Consider the following 21,144-nt stretch of genomic DNA (forward strand, 5'->3'; position numbering starts at 1 on the left):
GTAGACAATAGCAATATCTTTTGTGGCAGGTTTTACAATTTTTAGTGTAATGATACAATTATGGGATGATGCAATGTTTTGTATGGTTATGCCTTCAGGATTATCGCACACAAAATTTTTTGATGGTTTATAATGCAGCGTGCACTGGTTAAAAAGCTTTTGCAAAAGTTTGATTTCATCGTCATTGTTATAAAATATCCTTAGCCTCCCACCTGTTGCGTTTTTCCATTTTATAAGTGGGACCAGTGGCATGCTATTGGTGTTTGTGATTATGACATCACGGATATTTGCAGGATCAATCTGAAGTTGTGCAAATGCACTGTAGTAGCGTGTTGGGATATCAATAGTGCTGAAAGAACTATTTTTATAAACAATCGTAGCTCCATCAGTTATAACAAAACCGCAACCAGCATATCGTGAATTTTTGGAATATTCTGATAGCTTGGTGTGGACAAGAACATCGCCAGGATATTCCTTGTGGATTTCTTTTAAGTCAAACATTGTTTTCTGGTTGTGGAGTATCTTAAAGTTACTATCGGTATAAAAAACACCTAAAAATGTTTCTTTGTCGGAGATAATCTGTTCCTTGGAAAGCTGTGGTATGTCTTCTTCAATGTCAACGATAGTTGCATTATTGAGGTCAAGCCCAAAAAGCTTTTGAAATTCAAGATAGCGCTTTACAATAAGCTTACTGCCAATATACCGGTTTGACGAAAGATAGCGAGGGTCAATGTTATACTGTTCACAGGCCGGGTTGCCAGTTATAAGATCAGTAATAATGATATTCTCAATTAAGGGGATAATACGCGGTGTCAGTGACAGGCTATTGCCAATGCGTATAAATGGTTTTTCATCTTCTAATGAATCGCCGGTAAATACAATAAAACATTCAGGTGAAATTATAAATAGCCTGTCATCATCATTTTTAATTATGTGTGAAAGTTCCATATCCCTCCATTGCCATAATGTGTGATGTTGTTTTAAGAATGGCAATAAATTCATTATTATTTTTTGCATTCAGTATTTGTAACACGACATTAGGATTTGAACATAGCTGAGCTAACTTTGATATGATAAAAATCTGCACATCATTATCATATTGAGGTGTTATGACCATAAAAATTACTTTTGCAGGTTTACCATCAGGGGCATCAAAATCCAGCCCCTGCGGATGTGTTGCGCATATAACGGCAGGCATTTTGAAGCGTATAAATAATTCGCTGAAAAATTTTGCAACAATCAGCATTATACTGATTGAAAGTAATAATGTTAATATTTCATTGGAAGATACATGCATCAGTGTGATTCCACAATATTTACAATTGTATTGTTAACTATATATGACAGCAAGAATCTTTGCTGGTGAATCGGTTGCCGTATCCACTCTATGTGGTACTATTGAATCATAGTAAATACAGTCACCGGGATATAAAATGTCAGAGTAGTCGGCCAGTTGTATTTTTACCTGGCCTTCAAGTACATAGATAAATTCTTCGCCTTCGTGACTGTATGGCTGCCCGCCGGTAACAGGTTCAAGCGTTACAATAAAGGGCTCCATGTGCCGGTTAACTTTTTCAGGTGCCAGGGATTCATACGTATATCCGTATCGTACTCCCTCTTTTGATGCAACACGTGAAGTCAACTGGCGTTCACTGCTCCGAACAATGGTAAATGGTGCTTCTGTCGTCTGCCCAAAGAATCTTCCCATCTCTAAGTTAAGGGCATGGGAAATTTTAATTAACGCGCCTAATGGTGGTGATATAAGATGATTTTCTATCTGGGAAATAAATGCAGAAGAAAAGCCAGTCTTTTCAGCCAATTCATTTAATGACATGCCTTTGGCTTCACGGAATTCCTTTATTTTTTCACCAACTTTAATTTCGCTCATAAAAACTCCTATAAAATATAATATTTAATAAGATTTCTCCTCGCTTTCGCTCGTCGAAATGACAGAGTGTGCTTCGCTCGTCGAAATAATAAAAAGAGCTTTCGTTCGTTAAAATAACAAAATGTAAATGTCATTTAGTGTATTACTCTTGTCATTTCGAGCGAAGCGAGAAATCTTTGCTTAGTAAGGGAAGATTTCTCCTCGCTTTCGCTCGTCGAAATGACAGAGTGTGCTTCGCTCGTAAAAAATGACAGAGTGTGCTTAACTCGTAAAAATGACAGAGTATGTTTCACTCGTCGAAATGACAGAGTGTGCTTCGCTCGTCGAAATAATAAAAAGAGCTTTCGTTCGTTAAAATAACAAAATGTAAATGTCATTTAGTGTATTACTCTTGTCATTTCGAGCGAAGCGAGAAATCTTCCCAATCCTCAGTCAAATCTTTCCATTCAGGATTTATACTCATTACTAAATTGTTCTTCTTTTCTCGACGCCATTTTTTAATTTCCTTTTCACGAGTAATTGCCATATGAACATCTTTTGTGTACTCATAATAAACAAGTTTATTAACATTGTACTTTTTTGTAAAACCATCAAGCATTTTATTTTTATGTTCATACATTCTTCTTCTAAGATCATTTGTTATACCAATATACATAACTTTATTATTCCAGTTAGTGAGGATGTAAACATAAAAATTGAGGTTACTCATAAGATTTCTCCTCGCTTTCGCTCGTCGAAATGACAGAGTATGCTTCACTCGTAAAAATGACAGAGTATGCTTCACTCGTAAAAAATGACAGAGTGTGCTTAACTCGTAAAAATGACAGAGTATGTTTCACTCGTCGAAATGACAGAGTATGCTTAACTCTTAAAAATGATAAAAAAGCTTGTGCTCGTTAAAATTACAAAATGTAAATGTCATTTAGTGTATTACTCTTGTCATTTCGAGCGAAGCGAGAAATCTTTGCTTAGTAAGGGAAGATTTCTCCTCGCTTTCGCTCGTCGAAATGACAGAGTGTGCTTCGCTTGTCGAAATGACAGAGTGTGCTTCGCTCGTCGAAACATATAGTATTGCATCTTATTCTGATTATTATAAACTTTTGTGGTATCTCCTTAAAAATATAGATAGTATACTTAGGTACTACGTGTAGGGTTTTAAGAAAAAAAGTCAAACAGAATATACGTAAACCAAAAAATCAAACTTGATTGTGGATATATGTTTTTCAGGATGCGCAGATAGGATTTTTATAAAAATTTTGATGCTGGCAACTGAGGTGTTATTTTTGAAGAAGATTTATTATTCTCTTACTTTAGAAAAAATATATTACTTAAAATGTGGACATATGGGGGTGTCCCAAAAGATACATCTTTGCAATTTCTTAGCACTCTTGTCATTGCGAGGAACGAAGTGACGAAGCAATCCCATAGTTGCGAGCGCCGCAGGTGCGTGGTAATCTTGTCTTCTGCAGCATTGGGATTGCTTCGCTACGCTCGCAATGACATTGCACACACGTCATTGCAAGCCCCACGTTTTGTTGTGAGAAGGCTCCACTCCACTTATTATTTTATAAAATAATTTTTGCAATATAAGGGTTAATTAAATATGATATACCAAAGAATCCTCCAGCAACTATTGCATAATTTGAATCTAATAGCTCTATTGAAGTAACGGACAAAGATGCCCCTTGGGGTAAAAAGTTTGTATCAAGTGTGCCATCAGGATTAAGTCTTACAATGCCTGGTACATAACAACATAAAACATTAAATTTTTTAATTTCACTATAGTGAAATAAATGTCATGCGAGTGAAAATTAATTCTTATTATTAAAAAAATATAGTATAAAAATAATTAATGTGTTGACATTTATCTGTCAATAATATTTTTGTAGAAAATGAATAAAAAATAATAAAAAGTATACAGGCTATGTTTTTTATTAATGGATTTTGTCCCGGCTTAAGGAAAAAAAACATATTATTGTGCTGTTTTGTGGGGATACTGCTGATTATTATTGGATGTACCAGGATTGGCCCTTACCAGTCAAAAAATACAGATCTTAGTGAAAATTATTTATCGGTGGTATCCCACACACCTTTATCAAATGAAATAGTATTTGCCAATAGCTCTGTTACTGTAACCTTTTCCCATGATATTGATATGAACACGGTTAATGCTACCACATTCTATGTAGTGGATGAGAGAAATCTCATAGTAAGTGGTACCTATGTTTATATACCTGCAGCAAAAACAGTGCGTTTCACGGCAAATGATGGCTTTGCATGGGGTGAAAAATATACTGTATATATTACCACCGGGGTATATAATACCAGTGGATTACATATGAAGGATGGTTATAGCTGGTCTTTTTCCATTGCACCATATTATGACCTGCAAAATCCGAGTATTGATACTTCGTCAGTGCAGCCGTCAGGAAGCAATGTAAATAAAAATGCAAGTATAACATTTAGAATTATTGATAATGGGCATATAGATGTTGCAAGCATTCCTTCAGGTGTACGTATACTGGATGTTAATGGGGAGAATATTCCATATAATTATTGGTACAATGCGGAAAATAAAGAGATTATTTGTACACCATTGCAGCCACTAATAGAAGGTTTGACGTATACTGTATATGTAACCAGCGACTTGCATGATGAGGCGGGCAATCCGCTGGATAATCCGTATAGCTGGCAGTTTACCGTGCAGGCAGTACCTCCACAGGTACTATCGGTTTACCCTGTTAATGGACAAACCAATGTATCGGTTGGTGAATATATTGTAGTAACTTTTAGCGAACCGGTACAGGAAAGTACATTGGCACAGGGCCTGCTTATTGAGGATAGCACAGGAAGTAGCATTGCAGGCACATTGCAGTATAATCCTGAAAATTATACCGCTACGTTTATCCCCGATAACCTTAACTTTGACACTGATTACACAGTAACTATCTCAACTGAAATTAAAGATACCAGTGGTATACCGCTTGCGCAAAACTTTACCAGCACATTTAGAACAATGCAGGAGAATATACAGCCTGAAATTATCAGCGTAACTCCTGTAAGCCCCATTGATGTGGAAACAGTATTCCAAATAGATTTTAGTGAACCAATGAATGATGCTTCGCTATATACTAGTATTATTTTGCGCGATAGTTATGGCCATATAATCCCTGTCACGATTGATTATGATGAACTTACCTATTGCTGTACAGTTACACCCTACAGTAACCTTGCTGGCTTTTATGAATATGTTCTGGAGGTTACCACTGATGCAACTGATATTCACGGTAATCCCTTGATTCAGAATTATTCGTATGCATATGTAACCAATCCATTTCCAACCAATACTGTGGTACTTGTCTATATGCCAGCTGATTATACGGGTGGTGAGTATATCATACATGACATCAATGAATTAATACAGGGATCGGTAAATATTAACCCTGCAATGTTACGAATAGTAGGTTTTGCAGATTATCAGTATGATAACAACACACAACTGTTTGAAAGTATATATGGTTGCAGGCGTGATATTCCATTGTCTGCTGCTGGATTTAATAGCAATGAATGTGATATGGCAAATAAAGATACAATACAAACAGTGCTTAATTTTATCCACAGTAACTATCACCCCCAACAAATACTTTTTGTGCTGCTTGATAGAACGGTACGGCCACTGTGGTGCATAGCACACGATGCAACATCAAACTCATATTTAACACTGCATGATTTTGCAGAAGCAATTAAAAACTATACTATACCGGTAGTAGCAATGGATGCGCCGGTAAAAAGTACTGTAGAAGTAGCCTATGAACTGAGAAGTGAAAAAACGGGGACTCACTATATGGTGGCCTCTCAGGGTGATGTGCTTGCGGGTGGTTTTAACTATACAGCACTTGCCAATGCACTCTATTCAACGCTGAACCAGCAGCCGCCACCGGCTAATATGGCTTATGCAATTGCCCAAAGCATTTGTAGCACCAGCGCATATCCGCTTCCAGGCGGCGAGGTGGATAAGCGTTCACTGGCGCTAATAGATTTGCAGCAAATTAAAGCAGCCGCAGATACTATGAATACTGTGGTACCAGTGTGCCAGAGTATATATATTACAAATCCGTCAACAATAGATACTGCCCGTTTTGCTGCACACTTTTATTATCCCATCCCGTGGTATGTAGACCTTGTGGAATTTTTGCAGGCAACAGGCAATGCAACACTCATTAATACTGCCAACAGTTTTTCAGGATGTGTGTTAAAAAAGGTAATGCCTGCTGGAAATACTCATTCAGGGCTTTCAATAATGTTTACCACAAAGACACATGAACAATGGTATGAAACATCCAATCCATATTCATTAGATTTTCTTGATTATAACTGGGATGAATTTTTACAGAACGAACATTTTGGGCTATATAAAGATGCGGATGAACCGGAAAATGATAGGGAAGAGGGGTTGATAGCCTTCACTGTTACGATATCATCGGGAAGTATCCAGTTAACAAAATATAATTATATTCATGATCCCTATGATATTGACATTTACACAGTCAATGTAAACCCAAAAGCAGGAGCGGTGTATGAATTAACGCAGTTCCATACAAAGGTTATAAATAACGAAAACAAAAAGTGGAATAAGATTGCCTGTAATGATGATGGTAGTGTTATTGCAGCCACTGCACAAAATGGATATATATACGTATCTACTAATGGTGGATCTACCTGGAATGAATGTACCGGGGCAGGAAGCGGAGACTGGCGTGGAATTACAGTTTCTGAAAGTGGAGCCTTTATCGCTGCCAGTGTAAATGGAGGCTATATCTATACATCGGACAATTATGGTGCAAGCTGGGTTGAAAGAACTGTAGCAGGAACCAGAAACTGGCGGGGGATAACCTGTTCGGCCGATGGAGAAAAACTTGCTGCAGTGGTGTATGGGGGAAATATCTACACTTCATCTGATGGAGGGAATAGCTGGCAGGCACGTGAACAGATAAGAAATTGGATTGGGATAGCAGGCTCAGAAGATGGTCAAAAGCTATTAGCTGCGGTATATAATGGCTACCTGTATAATTCTGCAAATGGTGGAGAAAGCTGGGGCATGTTAAGTCAGCCAGGTCAAGGAAGCTGGATGGAAGTGGCAAGTTCATCGGATGGGCAGGTACTTGTGGCGGTAGCACTAAATGGTAATATCATGATTTCGGCAGATTATGGAGTAAGCTGGGTGGCAAGGAATATTCCCGGCTCACCTGTCTGTCAAGCAGTTAGTATTACTGATGATGGCAGTAGCATAGCTGTAGTGTGTGGTAAGAAAATATACGTATCAAATGATTATGGGCAAAGCTGGTTATTATTGTATGAAAATGCATATCAAAGCTGGAGCAGCATATGGTATGCAGGGAATGGACATAAAATCCTTGCAACCGTAAATTCATCAAATACTGGAATTACCAATGGCACATTAACCATTGATATTACTGGAATACCTGAAAATTGTGAAGTTGCTTTAGGAATAATTAACCAGAGTGGAGAGTATGTTGTTGATCCTGATACACTACATAGTGGAATAGGGGGACAGATACACTATCAACTGGGAATTAACACTGATAGGTTTGAGCAATATCATCTCTATTTAGTGCCGGTTAATATTATGGGATGGTCAATGAATACAAAAGAGCAGTATACATTGCAATTGCAGTATAATAAGAATTAATAGGGGTAAATGGGGTAATGAAAACAAAGGCAAATCATAGAAAAAAACGTTCAATTATTATTAATAAGTATTACCAGCTAAAAACAGCTTTTGGTGTAGCAGGGCTTTTTGCACTATGCATAGGTTTTTTATTTATAATAACTGCGTCTTGTCTTGTATGGAATAACCATACGTTATCAAAAGCCATTACCCATCAGGTGGATTTGCAGAAGGTGCAGGAAGATATTCTGAAATCCATTGAAATGCTGTCGCGATATGGCAACAGGAAAAATTTAGTTTTTGAAGCATATAAGGCAATTGGCGATTTAAAGAAAAACACTGAAGCCTTAAAAGCAAGCAATGAACTGTTACATAAAGCAATTGTAATGAATGAATACCTTTTATGGATAAATGGCATACTGGCAATTGTGCTTGTTGTTGCAGTGTTTGTTGTCATTGTACGTCGTACACACAGAGTGGCAGGTCCTATGTTTTTATTAAAGCGCTATATGAATGAAATCATTGAAGGGAAGGTTCCGGTAATACGCCCGTTACGAAAGGGTGATGAGTTCAAGGATGTATTTGATACGTTTATGACAATGATTGATTCACTCCATTTAAAACGGCGAAAAGGTTTTACGCGAAATAACAAGTAACGGTTAATGATGTACAGTGGACTGCATTAATAAAAGATTACTGTGGAAGGTAAATCCAAACAAGTACTGTATGTATGAATAATACGACGATGATTCAAAGAACATGGTATAAGCTGCACTACCGGTGAGTGACAGTTGCGGGTCAAGTGTAAAGCCAAGAGTGATGCCTGATGCTACCTGTGGGTTATAGAGGAACTCACGTGCATATGAAAAGGGTGGATAGGTATGGTGTTTATCGCCATTGATGATATGAAGTATGTAGCCTGCTCCTATATAGGGAGTAATGCTAAATGAAAAAGGAAGAGCCAGGCGGTAACCGGCATTGAGCATGATAGCTATACTGTGCCAGCTTTGAATTGATGCAACAGGTTTATTGAGGGTGAACCAGGTAATAGATGGCATTACGCTTACATGGTAGTAGGTATTGTCGATAGTTGCCATACAGGTAGCCCCTGCTGCAGAATGCGCATAGTCAGAGAGATTTTTTGGAGCTGTAATATAGACCGGTGCAAGGGTTATTGCAGTAAGGTGGATGGCAAATGGCTTTTGGTAGAGTAATGGAATACGCTGGGAAGCGTAGTATTCAATTATTTTTTGTGCAATGTCATTGAAGGTGGTTTCTAACTGCCGGGGTGGAATCTTCTGATATTCTACAAAGAACTCATGGGGGTTGGTAGCAGAAGAAACAGTGACCTGTATTGAATATTCTTCAAATTCCATCTTTTCTTTAAGATAGGGAGTAAGCTCTTTGAATTGAATGGTATGGGTACGGGTTATTGTAAGGGATAGTGTGCGTGTAAGGCTGTCTGCTGATGGTGGATTATAAGCGCCGGCAGGGACTGAATATAATGAACTATCGCCAATAAAGATTTGCGATGAAATGAGAGCGTTAACAAGTGATTGAAACAATGACATGTCAAAATTTTTACACTGGTTGCAGATAGGCGGATTTGCTTTGAGTACAAAAGGATAATACTGCGCATACGCTGAGCATGGCAAAAGCAGAAGTGTATACATGATGATATATCGGAGAATGTGCATAATGGTATTTAATAAGCGTTTTGTTATAAGTGACAATTATTATAAATTCATAAATTTTATCAAGAATATTTTTATAATTATTTTATTTATATTGATTATTATTATTTGCTCATTATATATTGTAAAGCATATATATTATTCATAATAAAGATGCTGTACGGGGCTTATACACCAATAAGTATTGAACGGAAGCTATGCAGATATTACCACGATTTAGAATACATTTCTTTTCATTGATGAAACGTTTGGGGCAAATTTTTAATACCTATAGTGAATATGCTCCATTGCATTGAGTGTGCAGGGATATATAAGAAATTGTTGGCAACAATGAAACAGGGCATGATAAAAATTGCAAAAGTGTCATTGGTTTTTATTATCTGTGTAGTGGGGTGTAGTGATATTGATTATCCAACCGATGTACTGGATAACAACCCCTTTGATATGTCTGGCGGTACTATAGTTATTGATGATGATGCAGAATATGCATATTCACAGCAGGTAAGTATTGCCTGTAATGTTGTAAATGCTGTTACCATGCAGTTTTCCCGGGATGCAAGCACCTGGAGCAGCTTAGAAGCTTTTAACCCTACAAAACAGTGGGTATTGCCATTGCAGTATGGACAGCAAACAATATATGGGCAGTTTTTTAATAGCCGTGGGGGAAGTATAGTATATCAAGATTCAATTTTTTATATTGAGCGGTTACTATATCAGCCTGCAACATACCTTGGTGGTGATGTGGCTATCTCTGATGATGGTACGGTTGTTGCTGCAGGAAGTTATGAAGGCAATGCCAATGCTGTGTATGTGTTCAGGAAGAAGGACATTGATTGGGAATGTACCGTATTACAACCTGGTGACGTACAGGCAGGCGATAAGTTTGGTTTTAGTGTTGCATTAAGCGGTGATGGCAGGTGGCTTTTTGCCGGTGCACCTGTTAAAAAGGCAGTATATGTATTTGAGTATAACGATGGATGGCAGTTGAGGCAGGAAATTACATCGAGTAGGGCATCGTTTGGGTATGATGTAACTACCGATGCAAGCGGGTCATATCTTGGAATAGTTTCATATGATGGAAAAGACATCCGTATATATTATGATAAAAATGCTAATGGGCAATATCAGTCAAATAATGCTGTAACTTATGTTCAAATCAAGCCGTATTCAATAGTAATAAGCAAAGATGGTAAATACCTTTGTTCCGGTATGTGTGATAGTGATAATAAAGGGATCGTACGGATATTCCCAGTTCCATATTTTACGTCTGGTTATTCTATAAATCCAGATGACAATCAAGTATATGCAGATTTTGGAAGATCAATCAGTGTGACTGATGATGCAGGTTTATGTGTTGTTGGTGCACCGGGATATGACATTGCATCAGACGATGATAAAGGCTGTTTGTATGTGTACCAGAAAAGTGGCAATGCCTATACTTTGCTTGCACAGGTAAAAAATACTGAAGGGGCAAATGGCGATGCGCTGGGTAAAGCTGTGGCTATTTCACCAAATGGTCAATATATTGGTGCTGCTATACCGCTTTCTGATGATGGCGGTGTGGACAGGGGTAAGGTGCTTGTGTACAAATTAAATGGGACAACCCTTGAATATGTAACTACATATACTGCTGATGATAGGGACAATAAATGCTATTATGGTAATTCTTTAGCTATAAGCAACAATGGTGTGGTGGCAATTGGTGCGCCATTTACCTATGTGAGTACTGTCAATGATAATGGCGGTGTGGTGTATATACGAAGGTTAGAGTAAGGATGTGAATTAAAAAAATAAGGACTATCTGGCTATGACACATTGCGCAGTAAGAATAGGGGTAATGGTAGTAACGGTACTGATAGCTATTAATACAGTTTTTGCACAACTAACTCTGTCGCAGCCGGAAATTATGGCGCAGGAGGAAATACCCAATAGCAGGTTTGTTGGCATTGTGGGTGGGTTTTATGGGTTTGTCTACCCCGCGGGGTCAATCTATACATCGGATAATTATTTGAAGCGCGAAAAAGGGAAATATTTTGGGGCAACCCAGGCAATTGGTTATGAACTATCGCCATACTTTATATTGCATGGTGGTTTTACGTTATGGGATGGTAAAGCTGCTATTACCCGGCATGTATTGGCGCAGGAGATGAAAACGCAGTACAGCATTGATACCTGTGCGCTACATACAGGGATACTGTTTGTCTATAAGTGGTTCTTTGCTGATGCAATTGTGTATACTGAACTTCCGCTGGAACGAGATACCGAGCGCGTACAACTGAATGGTGTGTATATGCAAACCAACTCGTTACAGGAGCAGTATGAATATGGCGGCTTTGTGGGTTGTGGCATACGAGTACCAGTATTCAAGTGGTTTGATATACTTATAGGAGTGTACGGTGGTGGAAGTTTTGTACCTTCAATTATTACCACTAAACATGATGAGTTATATTTGCTCAACGCTTCGCTTAGAATGGGTGTTATTGTGTATTTTCCCAATGAGGAGAAAAAGATATGAAGCATAACGCAGCAATACTTTTTATACTTATTGTCATTGCGACTGTGGGATGCTCTACAAAAGGTGCCGAAAATTTAGCCATTGAGGGGCAGGTGATGCTGTGTGGCGAGGGTATGGAAGGGGTGTGTGTGCAGCTTACGCATCCTGAATACGGTACGGTGGAAACGTTTACCGATGAGCTTGGCCTGTATCGTTTTGAACAGGCTTGGGAAAGTGATTATACCATTGTACCTTTTCTTGAACATTGTGAGATAGTTCCTGTGCAGCGGCAGGTAACCGTGAACGACAATACCGTGGTAAGTGATTTTATTGTGCGCCCAATGTGGGAAAAGCTCTATGGCAGTAGTTTCCACGATACGGTAACAGATATGGCAAGAACGCTGCGATGTGGGTATGTGTATACCGGTACAACCGATTACACAGGGAGCTATGGAGCATTTATTATGCGTGTTGATGCATTGGGACAGCTTTTGTGGTATAAGGAATATTCGCAAAATTTGTATATGAGTGCACGTGGTATTGTGGCACTTGATGACGGGAGTGTTGTAGTGACGGGATGCAAGGCCAGTGGCACAACTGGCGGCGATATATGGATAGCTAAATATGATGGCAATGGTGACCCGATGTGGGAAAAGATATATGGTGGCTTGCAGTGGGATGAAGGATACAGTATTATACACTTTGATAATGGAAGCGATTCAGGTTTTATGATAGCTGCCACTACTGATTCAACAGGGAGTGGCCGTGCTGATGTGTATATTATGAAGGTTGATGACAGCGGGAATATTGTGGGCAGCCTTTTTGATGCATTGTTTGGCGGGCAGTATAACGATGGGGTGCACCGTATTATTGCCTGCCGGGATGGTGGATATCTTTTTGCGGGGTATGTGGAATATGAGACGCTGGTGCGAGCGGATAGCAGGATTGTAAAAATTAACAGCATGCGCCAGCACGTATGGAGTAAAGAATATGACATTGACGCTTACGATTACGCAACTGATGTGATGGAGCTTGAAAATGCAGACATTATAGTGTGTGGCATTGCGTACCACACACTGAATCAGGAGCGTATATGGATAGCCAGGATTTCTGGTGATGGCAATACGCAGGTATGGAAAAAGGAATTTACTATTGGGATGTCGTGTGGGGTGTATGGTATGACACGGGATGCTGCGGGCAATATTGTGTGCACCGGTTACACGGTGGCACAGAATGAGGGCACCAGTAGATTGCTGCTTTTATCCCTTTCACCAGATGGCCAGTTATTGTGGCAACAGGTGTATGGTACCACCGAAGGTACAGGATATGCCGGCAGGAAGGTGTTGCGTACCGGGGATGATGGACTGGCGGTGGCCGGTATGTCTATTGAAAGTGGCACCGGTGCTGATGTGTACTGTTTAAAGCTCAATGATAAAGGACAACTATGGTAAACTCAATAAAAAAAGACTATAGCGGAGGAATACGCTATGAAGAAATTGGCATTTTGGCTATTGTTGTGTAGCTTGTTTTTTACAGCATGTAGCAGGGAGAGCAGTAAAGAGGAAGCAGTAAATACCCCGGTACTACCGGTGCGTATTTATGGTGATGGCATTACTGCAACGGATGCTGAGGGAAACCCTGTAAACCAGGAGGTGTATAATGCCTTTGATAACAGGATTGAAACCGCATGGCATCCTGCTACAACAACCATCATTAGCATACCCTGTGGTGCGCAATATGTGGACACATTGCGTCTGTATGGTATTAATGATGTGAGCATACGCATATATAGCGATAGCAAAAAAAGAAATATACTTTCCACAATTGATAACACTACAACCCACGACAGTGGCTGGATAGACATACCGGTGCAAAGCACACTGAATGAGTGTGTGATTGAAGTAACACCGTGTGGTACACAGCCAGCAATTGCCCACATTGAACTGTGGGGACACACAGAAACTACGATGGGTGTTTATACCCATCTGGAAGGTGCTGACAGCAATCAGGTAGAAGCTTGTGAAAACTTGCAAGCTGTTGATGTATATTTGGCAAAGAGTAATGAGGCAGGTGACAGTTTTGAGGTGAGTATACCAAACCCCTGGCAGTACCGGCGTATGTATGTGGTTTTTGAGGCTCAGATATTCAGACCGGTGAATGCCCTGCTGAAAGTAAACGAATGCGACTGGCTTGGCGGGCTATCCATCCCCGAGGCAGCAGGTAACAGCGTTATGCGGCAGCATAGCGTACAGGTATGTGTGCAATGGTTTGTGCCGGGTAAGAACACTTTATACTTTAAAGGTAATGGTCAGGAACTATCGCCCAAAAATGTGCGGGTGGTGGCGGTAAAGGATACTGGTTATAATGAGGTGAGGGCTGGAACTGATGCACTTGTTGATGGTATGACGGAAAGCACAGTAACTATTGGAGCAGCGGGGGCGATAGTAACCGTGAAACAGCCGGTACGTATGTATGGGGTACTTTTATATTTGCAGGGCGGTAATGTAAAGGTAAATGTAAAAGATGGTGCAGGCTTTATTGAGGCTGGCAGTATAGCGGCATCAAAAGCAGGCTGGTACTATGTAACCTGTAACCATGCATATGTCACTGATGCGGTACAGATAGTAACTGGTGATGAAAAGCAATGTACTGTGGGCGAGGTTATAGTATGTGGCTCGCCAGCAGGAGAGAGGAAACCTGAGATTGTGATAAGCTATCCCCGCAATGGTGAATACTTTGGACGCACAGCGTACATTGAAGGGTTTGTAACGCCGTATGCAACAAAGGAAGGAGTTGCAACGCTTACCATTGGAGGACGTCAGATTCCCACAGGCATAAGTGGGGGATTTACTACCGCCATAAGCAAGGATATGGTGGGACTACAGCATCAGGATGATGCTACCCCCTGGAAGCTTGAATGTGTAGTTCAGTACACAGCAATAGCTCCACAGGGCCTCCAGCGCCTGTATGATGATAGTGCAGCGGCACACAGCACAACTGCCACACTGGTGCTTGATACAGGATACAGCCCATATACTCAGAGTACTGGGGATACCACAACCACCAATGATACAAGCACCACCACTGATGTTCCGCAAGGGACAGGGTTAACAATAACAGTACAGCCTTCAAGTGCAAAGAGCATATACTACCAGGGAGTGCAGATTGAAATACCAAAAGGAGCGGTGGATGAGGCAGTTTCCATTACCATTATTCCGTTAGGGGAAAAGGATGTAGCACCGCTTACGCCAGGTATGCGCAATGTAACCGCACCAGCTGCTGGTTACCGGTTTTTGTTTAACGGCAAAGCACATGGTAGCTTTAAAAAGGCAATTACCATAAGTATTCCGTATGACAGTAGCAGGCTATTGAGCGGAACCAATGAGCAGCAGATACAGATGTATTATTACGATGACGTAAGTGGTATATGGAAGCGGATGGAGGGAAGCCGTGTTGTTACAAAGAAAGAAGCTGATTTTGCTCTGTATGCTCGCAGTGCGGTAAGTAGTACTGGTACTGGCGGGCTGGTGGTGGCACAGTCAACGCACTTTACTGATTTTATCAATGCAACGCTTTCCGTACCGGAGCATCCTGAGGCACTGATGTTTAATCCCAATAGCATCAAGGACATTAAGGCAGGGGATCCGGTTGCGGGTATGCAGCTTATACAGCCACCACAGGTAAGTAACACGGGTGATGCAGGGGTGCGTTTTCCCATAACTATCCCAAAGGGAAGAGCAGGGATGCAACCACAATTGGAACTTACCTACAGCCAGCAGGGAGGGAGTGGTCCCTTTGGATTGGGCTGGAATATGCGCATCTCATCAATCAGTATTGATACAAAGTGGGGTGCAGCTCGTTACGATGGCACCGATGTGTATGTGCTTGATGGAAGCCAGCTGGTGCCGGTGGATAACAATGGGAACTATCGCACACGAATTGAAGGAGGTTTTGCCAGGATTGTAAAACAGGGCAATCAGTGGATAGTGACCCATAAAAATGGGGTGCAGTACATATATGGGGAAACCGATACCGCACGGCTTTCAAGTGGTGGCAAAATTGCGCAATGGTTTTTAGAGTGGATGATTGATCCCAATGGCAACTGTGTGCACTATACGTATGCAAAAGTTACCGGAACGTTACCGGGTTCCAGTACCCCGTATGTGCAGGTATACCTTGATACTATTTATTATACGGGTTATAACAAAACCAATGGACCATTTAGTGTGCAGTTTATTCGTGAAGGTGGGCGTCCAGATGTGCAGATAGATGGCAGGATGGGCTTTATTGTGTACACTGCACAGCGGTATAAGGAGATAGTTGTTGGCTACAACGGTGAGACGATATGGCGGTATATGCTGCAGTATACTACCGGAGCATTTGATAAGAGTTTGCTAGCAAAAGTGGAGGTTCGTGCAGGGAATGGAGAGCTTTTCTACGCGCATGACTTTGAATACTATGATGAGATTGGTTGGGGTAATGAGCATTTGAATTTGTTTGGTGAAGTGGTAGAGATGGACAGATCAGCAAATATAAGCGAAAAGGTATATGATACAAATGTTTTTCATTATGGGAGTATTGGCGGATCAAAATCTAGTACAAACCAGTTTCAGTTTTCTGGTAATGTTGCACCGGGAAATCCTGAGAAAATGTTTTCGGTAGGGGCCGAGTATAGTGTATCAAAAACTGATACAAAAACAAAAATACTCCTTATGGATATTGATGGAGATGGATTGGCTGATCAGGTTTATTCTGATGGTGGATTGAAATATAGACGTAACTTAATGGGTGAGGGGATTAATGGTTTTGCTGCAGAAAAAGATGTCAGGGGTTTACCGTCTTTGGGTGATGATGAAAATATATCAAAGACAAAGGGAGTGGGATTGAATGCAGGAATGGCAGGGGCACGTTTCCAAACCGGGAATTCAAAATCTGAAACACTAAGTTACTTTGCTGATGTGAATGGGGATGGGTTGGTGGACTTCATTGAAGACAGAAAAGTGTACTACAACTATGGATATAATGAAGCAGATGGGACAGTGCAGTTTTCTACCGCAATTCCTCAAGGGAGTCAACCCGTAACAAATGAAATTAATGCACCAGTTTCACCGGTTGATGAAGGTGAGGAAGCTGAAAGTAAATACTCATTTTTAGAATATTATTTCAGAGATGACCCGGTGCTGGTGTGGAGAGCACCATTTGACGGCAAGATAACAATTAACGGTAATGTGATTGTACAAAAAAGTGTTCCGGAAAATTACACAACTGCAGATGGAGTGAAAGTAAGTATACAAAAAACAGGTACCATAAACTCTGCATTACCAAAATATGAAGATGTTGCAAGGGGGAGCAGTAAACAGATATCACTGGATAATGTGGAAGTAAAAAGTGGTGAATATATTCTTTTCAGGGTTGACTGCAATAGAGATGGGGCATATGATGAAGTTCAATGGAATCCGGTCATTACCTATAAAGGGTATGTACCGGAGGCAGTTGATGAAAACAATATGTATATATATAAGTATAATGTTGCAGAAGATTTTTATGTTTATGGCTCAGGTGTATTTGATACTCCTGTAACAGGAGTTGTAAAAATCAATGCAGGTAAAATTTGTAAATATGCAAAAACCTCAGATGATATAATGGTTAAAATAATAAAAAAGCGTATCACGCAAACAATTGATTGCAGTAATAACGCTCAAACCCAAACAGATATACAAACATTGTGGGAATATACATTGCCCATAAGTGCGGAATTTGTTGGAACAGTAGATATACCAGATAGAGTTGATGAAGATGTAGAAAATAGAGAATCCCGCATAGTGGGTGATAATAATACCGTTCAATCAATAACAATGAACAAAACAATATTTGAATGCACATTACAGAGTGATACCCCAATTGATTATAGAAAAGTTAAATGGGAAAATGACGATGGATATATGGGACCATTATTGCAATATACTGATGTGGATCCAGGTACTGGTGATAATCAGATGTCGGAGGATAATATAAAAAAACTTAAGGAAAGAATATTCGTTATCCCGGTGGTAACAAGTCTTTATACTAAACCGCTTACCTATATTGGAAATGAAGTGCAAAATCCATTGAATCCATATGTGTTTGAAGGGTGGAATGTACCCCGTAAAGGGAAATATCGTATTACAATTACGGCAACCAATGAAAAAGATACTCCTTATATGGAAAATCTTGTATTGAGTATAAAGAAAAGAAGACAAGGGTTGGGATATGTGGCAGATGTTTTAGGAAAAGTAGTGAATGACACTCATACAGGATTGCAAGCTGGAGAAACGCTGGTACTGCAGCAGGAGTTAGATCTTGATGAAGCAGATGACCTGTATTATATCATTACAGCAGCAACAACGGAAGGCTTGCAATTTAATCTTAAAGTTGAGTATGATCTTTTCAGTAATAATCCATGGGTAAGTGGCGATGAAATGTGGATGGAAATACCCGGGGTGGAATATATTGTATATACAACAATTGATCCGGCACAGGATATTTCGTTTGCAGGAGGTTTTAGAAACTGGTATTATGGAAGGTATAATGCTGATTCATTTATGTATGGACAAAATGCTCCCAATACTTACAACTATGAAGTTGAAACAATAAATACCGATCTTTTAAAAGTAGATATTGATGAAGCAAAAAACAACCCGCAAAAGTTTGCTGAAAAAATAGCTATTTGTTCTTCAATGATACCAAAATATAAAGAAAAAGTTGATACGCAATTAGAGGAAGAATTAGAGAGGGTAAATTCTAAAACAACAAATCCATCGTATCCTGTATGGCGTGGTATGGATGACGATTGCTGGATTGGTCCAGGAGTATTTGCTGCAACGCGCGTGGCAAAGAAAAATATTGAAGACCTATTAAATAATCCGGATATTGCTGATGAAGGTGAATCTGTATTGCAGGGAATGGGGACGCTGCGTGCGGGAACTACCAGTGCTGTTGATATGAGAGGTGTTTCAAAGATAACAAAGACAAATAATTTTACCGGGAATTTCTCAGGGATAGGTTCATCTATAACTATCACAACAAGCACGGGTCGTACAAAGCGCCAATTTTTTGATATTAATGGTGATAGATACCCGGATATTATTACGGACAATGAACTTATTTATACAGATATTAAGGGTGGATATGTAGGGCGTACTTCTGCAATTAAAGGGCCTGTACAAATATTTGTAAGTACAAATTATAATTTTAGCATATGTCCTCAATCTGCTGCAAAACAGATTGAAACAATAGCTAAAGGTGATGGTACAATAACAAAAATTATGTCATCTTTCCCAAGTGTTTCTTATCTATTTGGTACTGGGGATAATGATATCATCCTTGATTATCAGGATATCAATGGAGATGGATTGCCCGATAGAATTCAGGGGAATGGTAATAATGGATATTCGGTACAATACAATACTGGATACAGCTTATCACAGGAGTGTACTTTGGAAAATTTCAATGGAATACAACATACAAAGAATAAAAGCAAGTCGTTAAGCGTGGGCTATAGTAATGATAAATCGTTCTTGAGTGGTGGTGTCTCTGTACTTGAAAATAGCAGTGAAAAGATGGATATACCAATTATTAATGAGGGAGACAGGTATACACTCATAGACATCAACGGTGATGGATTGCCGGATAAAATTGTGGAATATAATGATGGATTAAAAATATATGTAAACACCGGTAATAGATTTGTTTTATATAATAAAAAAAGCATTGGTAAAATGGAAGAAACATATGGTATATCGTGGACACCATCGCTCACTTTAGGTGTTAAATTTACTATTTTGCCATTAATAACCATAGCTACTATTATTATTGATGGAGGAGGGAGCGTAACTAAAGACGCCAATTCCACCCAATATACACTGCGTGATATCAATGGCGATGGATTGCCTGACATTGTATATGACAGTGAAGGTACGCTTAAAGCACGCCTTAACCGCACCGGGAAAACCAATATGCTAAAAGCAATTAAAAATTCTATTGGCGGTAAAATTGAGCTTGATTACAAGCGTGTGGGTAATACGAGGGCAATGCCGCAAAGCCAGTGGGTGCTTTCAAGCGTTACAGTAGATGATGGGACCACTAACCTTGACCCAACTCCTGAAAGTGAACATTGCTACACCACACAGTACCAGTATGAAGGAGGAGTGCAGGACCGCAAGAACCGCGAGTTTTTGGGTTTTGCAAAGGTAGTGGAGCAAAAGGCTGACGGAAGCACGGTGGAAAAAGAATATATGGTAGATGACTACTATACAAAAGGACTGATGAAAAAGCAGGTGATTAAGGATGCAGAGGGCAGGGTATATGTTGAAAAAGAATACACCTATGGGGTGCGCACCATACTACCAGCCACAACACTGTGGCTCTACGAGATAAAATATCCGTATCTTATTACAGAAAAAACCACCTACCGTGAGGGCGGTGGTACAGGGGTGGTGCACACACAGCGCTATGCGTACGATGACTGGGGCAATGTGACCATGTATAAAGATGAAGGAAGCCCTGACACGCAAAGCGATGATGTGATAGCATCCATAAGCTACAATTACAACACCGCAAGCTACATACTGGACAGGCCATTGCAGATAGCTGTTGTTGATTACACGGGCAAGGTGTATAGAAACCGAGCGGGCACATATGACAGCAAGGGCAACCTTACGCGCCTTAGAATCATGGGCGGGCAGCAGGGGTATGCGGTATGGGACTTTGCCTATGACCAGTATGGGAACATCGTGGTGGTAAAGGAGCCGGCCAATTATGCAGGCCAGAGCTACTACATCCAGTACACCTATGACTCAACCGGCATCTACATAGAAAAGACAACCGATGCTTACGGCTACACAGCTGTGGCCAGGTATAATCCCGCCTTTGGCACGCCGTACTTTACCCGTGACATCAATGGTTACAGCTTTCAGTACCATTATGACGTTTTTGGGCGGCTCAAGTACGTATGGGGGCCGTATGATATGGCAAGTGGTCGGGCGGCCATAGAGGTGGTGTATGCGGGGGCGATAGTAACTGCCGAAGGGCTAAGCAGTCCGGCAAAAGCGGTAACGTATAATCGCAGTGGAGCAGGATACAACGAGGTGATAGCGGTGATACGTTTTTCTGATGGTATAGGGCGGGAGTTACAGGTAAAGACGCAGGGGCAGGTGGAAGGGGGATACGGGTTTATTTGTAGTGGAGCAAAGGTGTACGATAGAGAGGGAAGAGTCATTGCCGAGGGCAAGCCGTATTTTGAGCAGGGAGAAAATTTTGATTACACGCCGGTATCCCTGCTCTATCCAACAAAGTACGAGTATGACTGTATGGGGCGAAAAATAAAAACCACCTATCCTGA

Annotated in this window: 12 protein-coding genes; 6 read left to right on the plus strand and 6 right to left on the minus strand. The window is 40.3% G+C overall.

Annotation, left to right across the window (positions count from 1 at the left end; translation table 11 throughout):
- The 5 genes from AB1444_13590 to AB1444_13610 all read right to left on the minus strand — a co-directional run.
- A partial coding sequence (locus AB1444_13590) for a hypothetical protein (GenBank protein ID MEW6527683.1) occupies window positions 1-948 on the minus strand: 948 nt, incomplete at its 3' end.
- The gene (locus tag AB1444_13595; protein ID MEW6527684.1) at window positions 926-1,297 is read right to left on the minus strand and encodes a PTS sugar transporter subunit IIA; all 372 of its coding nucleotides are present in this window, start codon (window positions 1,295-1,297) and stop codon (window positions 926-928) included. The genes AB1444_13590 and AB1444_13595, both read right to left, overlap by 23 nt.
- 33 nt (window positions 1,298-1,330) lie before the next feature.
- Window positions 1,331-1,888, minus strand: a complete 558-nt coding sequence (locus tag AB1444_13600) for a cupin domain-containing protein (GenBank protein ID MEW6527685.1) — start codon at window positions 1,886-1,888, stop codon at window positions 1,331-1,333.
- Window positions 1,889-2,282: 394 nt separating this feature from the next.
- Window positions 2,283-2,597 (minus strand): GIY-YIG nuclease family protein, encoded by a 315-nt coding sequence (locus AB1444_13605; GenBank protein ID MEW6527686.1) that lies wholly within the window; start codon window positions 2,595-2,597, stop codon window positions 2,283-2,285.
- An 856-nt stretch (window positions 2,598-3,453) separates the two neighbouring features.
- Window positions 3,454-3,663, minus strand: coding sequence for a delta-60 repeat domain-containing protein (locus tag AB1444_13610; protein ID MEW6527687.1), 210 nt, complete (start codon window positions 3,661-3,663; stop codon window positions 3,454-3,456).
- 212 nt (window positions 3,664-3,875) lie between these two features.
- Between AB1444_13610 and AB1444_13615 the strand changes: the two genes are divergently transcribed.
- Both AB1444_13615 and AB1444_13620 read left to right on the plus strand, forming a co-directional pair.
- Entirely contained in the window at window positions 3,876-7,598 is a 3,723-nt protein-coding gene (locus tag AB1444_13615; protein MEW6527688.1) for an Ig-like domain-containing protein, read from the plus strand.
- Window positions 7,599-7,615: 17 nt separating this feature from the next.
- The gene (locus AB1444_13620; GenBank protein ID MEW6527689.1) at window positions 7,616-8,233 is read left to right on the plus strand and encodes a hypothetical protein; all 618 of its coding nucleotides are present in this window, start codon (window positions 7,616-7,618) and stop codon (window positions 8,231-8,233) included.
- 3 nt (window positions 8,234-8,236) lie between these two features.
- Here AB1444_13620 and AB1444_13625 read toward each other — a convergent pair whose 3' ends face one another.
- A complete protein-coding gene (locus AB1444_13625; protein ID MEW6527690.1) occupies window positions 8,237-9,250 on the minus strand; it encodes a hypothetical protein in 1,014 nt (337 codons plus the stop codon).
- Between the two features lie 351 nt (window positions 9,251-9,601).
- On the opposite strand from AB1444_13625, the gene AB1444_13630 reads away from it, so the two are divergent.
- The 4 genes from AB1444_13630 to AB1444_13645 all read left to right on the plus strand — a co-directional run.
- Entirely contained in the window at window positions 9,602-11,044 is a 1,443-nt protein-coding gene (locus tag AB1444_13630; protein MEW6527691.1) for a hypothetical protein, read from the plus strand.
- A 64-nt stretch (window positions 11,045-11,108) separates the two neighbouring features.
- Entirely contained in the window at window positions 11,109-11,786 is a 678-nt protein-coding gene (locus tag AB1444_13635) for a hypothetical protein (GenBank protein MEW6527692.1), read from the plus strand.
- Complete coding sequence (locus tag AB1444_13640; protein ID MEW6527693.1) at window positions 11,783-13,216, plus strand: hypothetical protein; 1,434 nt, start codon at window positions 11,783-11,785, stop codon at window positions 13,214-13,216. The genes AB1444_13635 and AB1444_13640 overlap by 4 nt, the downstream gene beginning before the upstream one ends.
- Window positions 13,217-13,252: 36 nt before the next feature.
- A partial coding sequence (locus AB1444_13645) for a toxin TcdB middle/N-terminal domain-containing protein (protein ID MEW6527694.1) occupies window positions 13,253-21,144 on the plus strand: 7,892 nt, incomplete at its 3' end.

This window comes from Spirochaetota bacterium, assembly GCA_040756435.1.
In the GTDB taxonomy this organism is placed as follows: domain Bacteria; phylum Spirochaetota; class UBA4802; order UBA4802; family UB4802; genus UBA4802.

Coding starts and splice junctions, on each gene's coding strand:
- AB1444_13595 (MEW6527684.1), bottom strand. CDS start 1,297: ATGCATGTATCTTCCAATGAAATATTAACATTATTACTTTCAATCAGT.
- AB1444_13600 (MEW6527685.1), bottom strand. CDS start 1,888: ATGAGCGAAATTAAAGTTGGTGAAAAAATAAAGGAATTCCGTGAAGCC.
- AB1444_13605 (MEW6527686.1), bottom strand. CDS start 2,597: ATGAGTAACCTCAATTTTTATGTTTACATCCTCACTAACTGGAATAAT.
- AB1444_13620 (MEW6527689.1), top strand. CDS start 7,616: ATGAAAACAAAGGCAAATCATAGAAAAAAACGTTCAATTATTATTAAT.
- AB1444_13625 (MEW6527690.1), bottom strand. CDS start 9,250: ATGTATACACTTCTGCTTTTGCCATGCTCAGCGTATGCGCAGTATTAT.
- AB1444_13630 (MEW6527691.1), top strand. CDS start 9,602: ATGAAACAGGGCATGATAAAAATTGCAAAAGTGTCATTGGTTTTTATT.
- AB1444_13635 (MEW6527692.1), top strand. CDS start 11,109: ATGGTAGTAACGGTACTGATAGCTATTAATACAGTTTTTGCACAACTA.
- AB1444_13640 (MEW6527693.1), top strand. CDS start 11,783: ATGAAGCATAACGCAGCAATACTTTTTATACTTATTGTCATTGCGACT.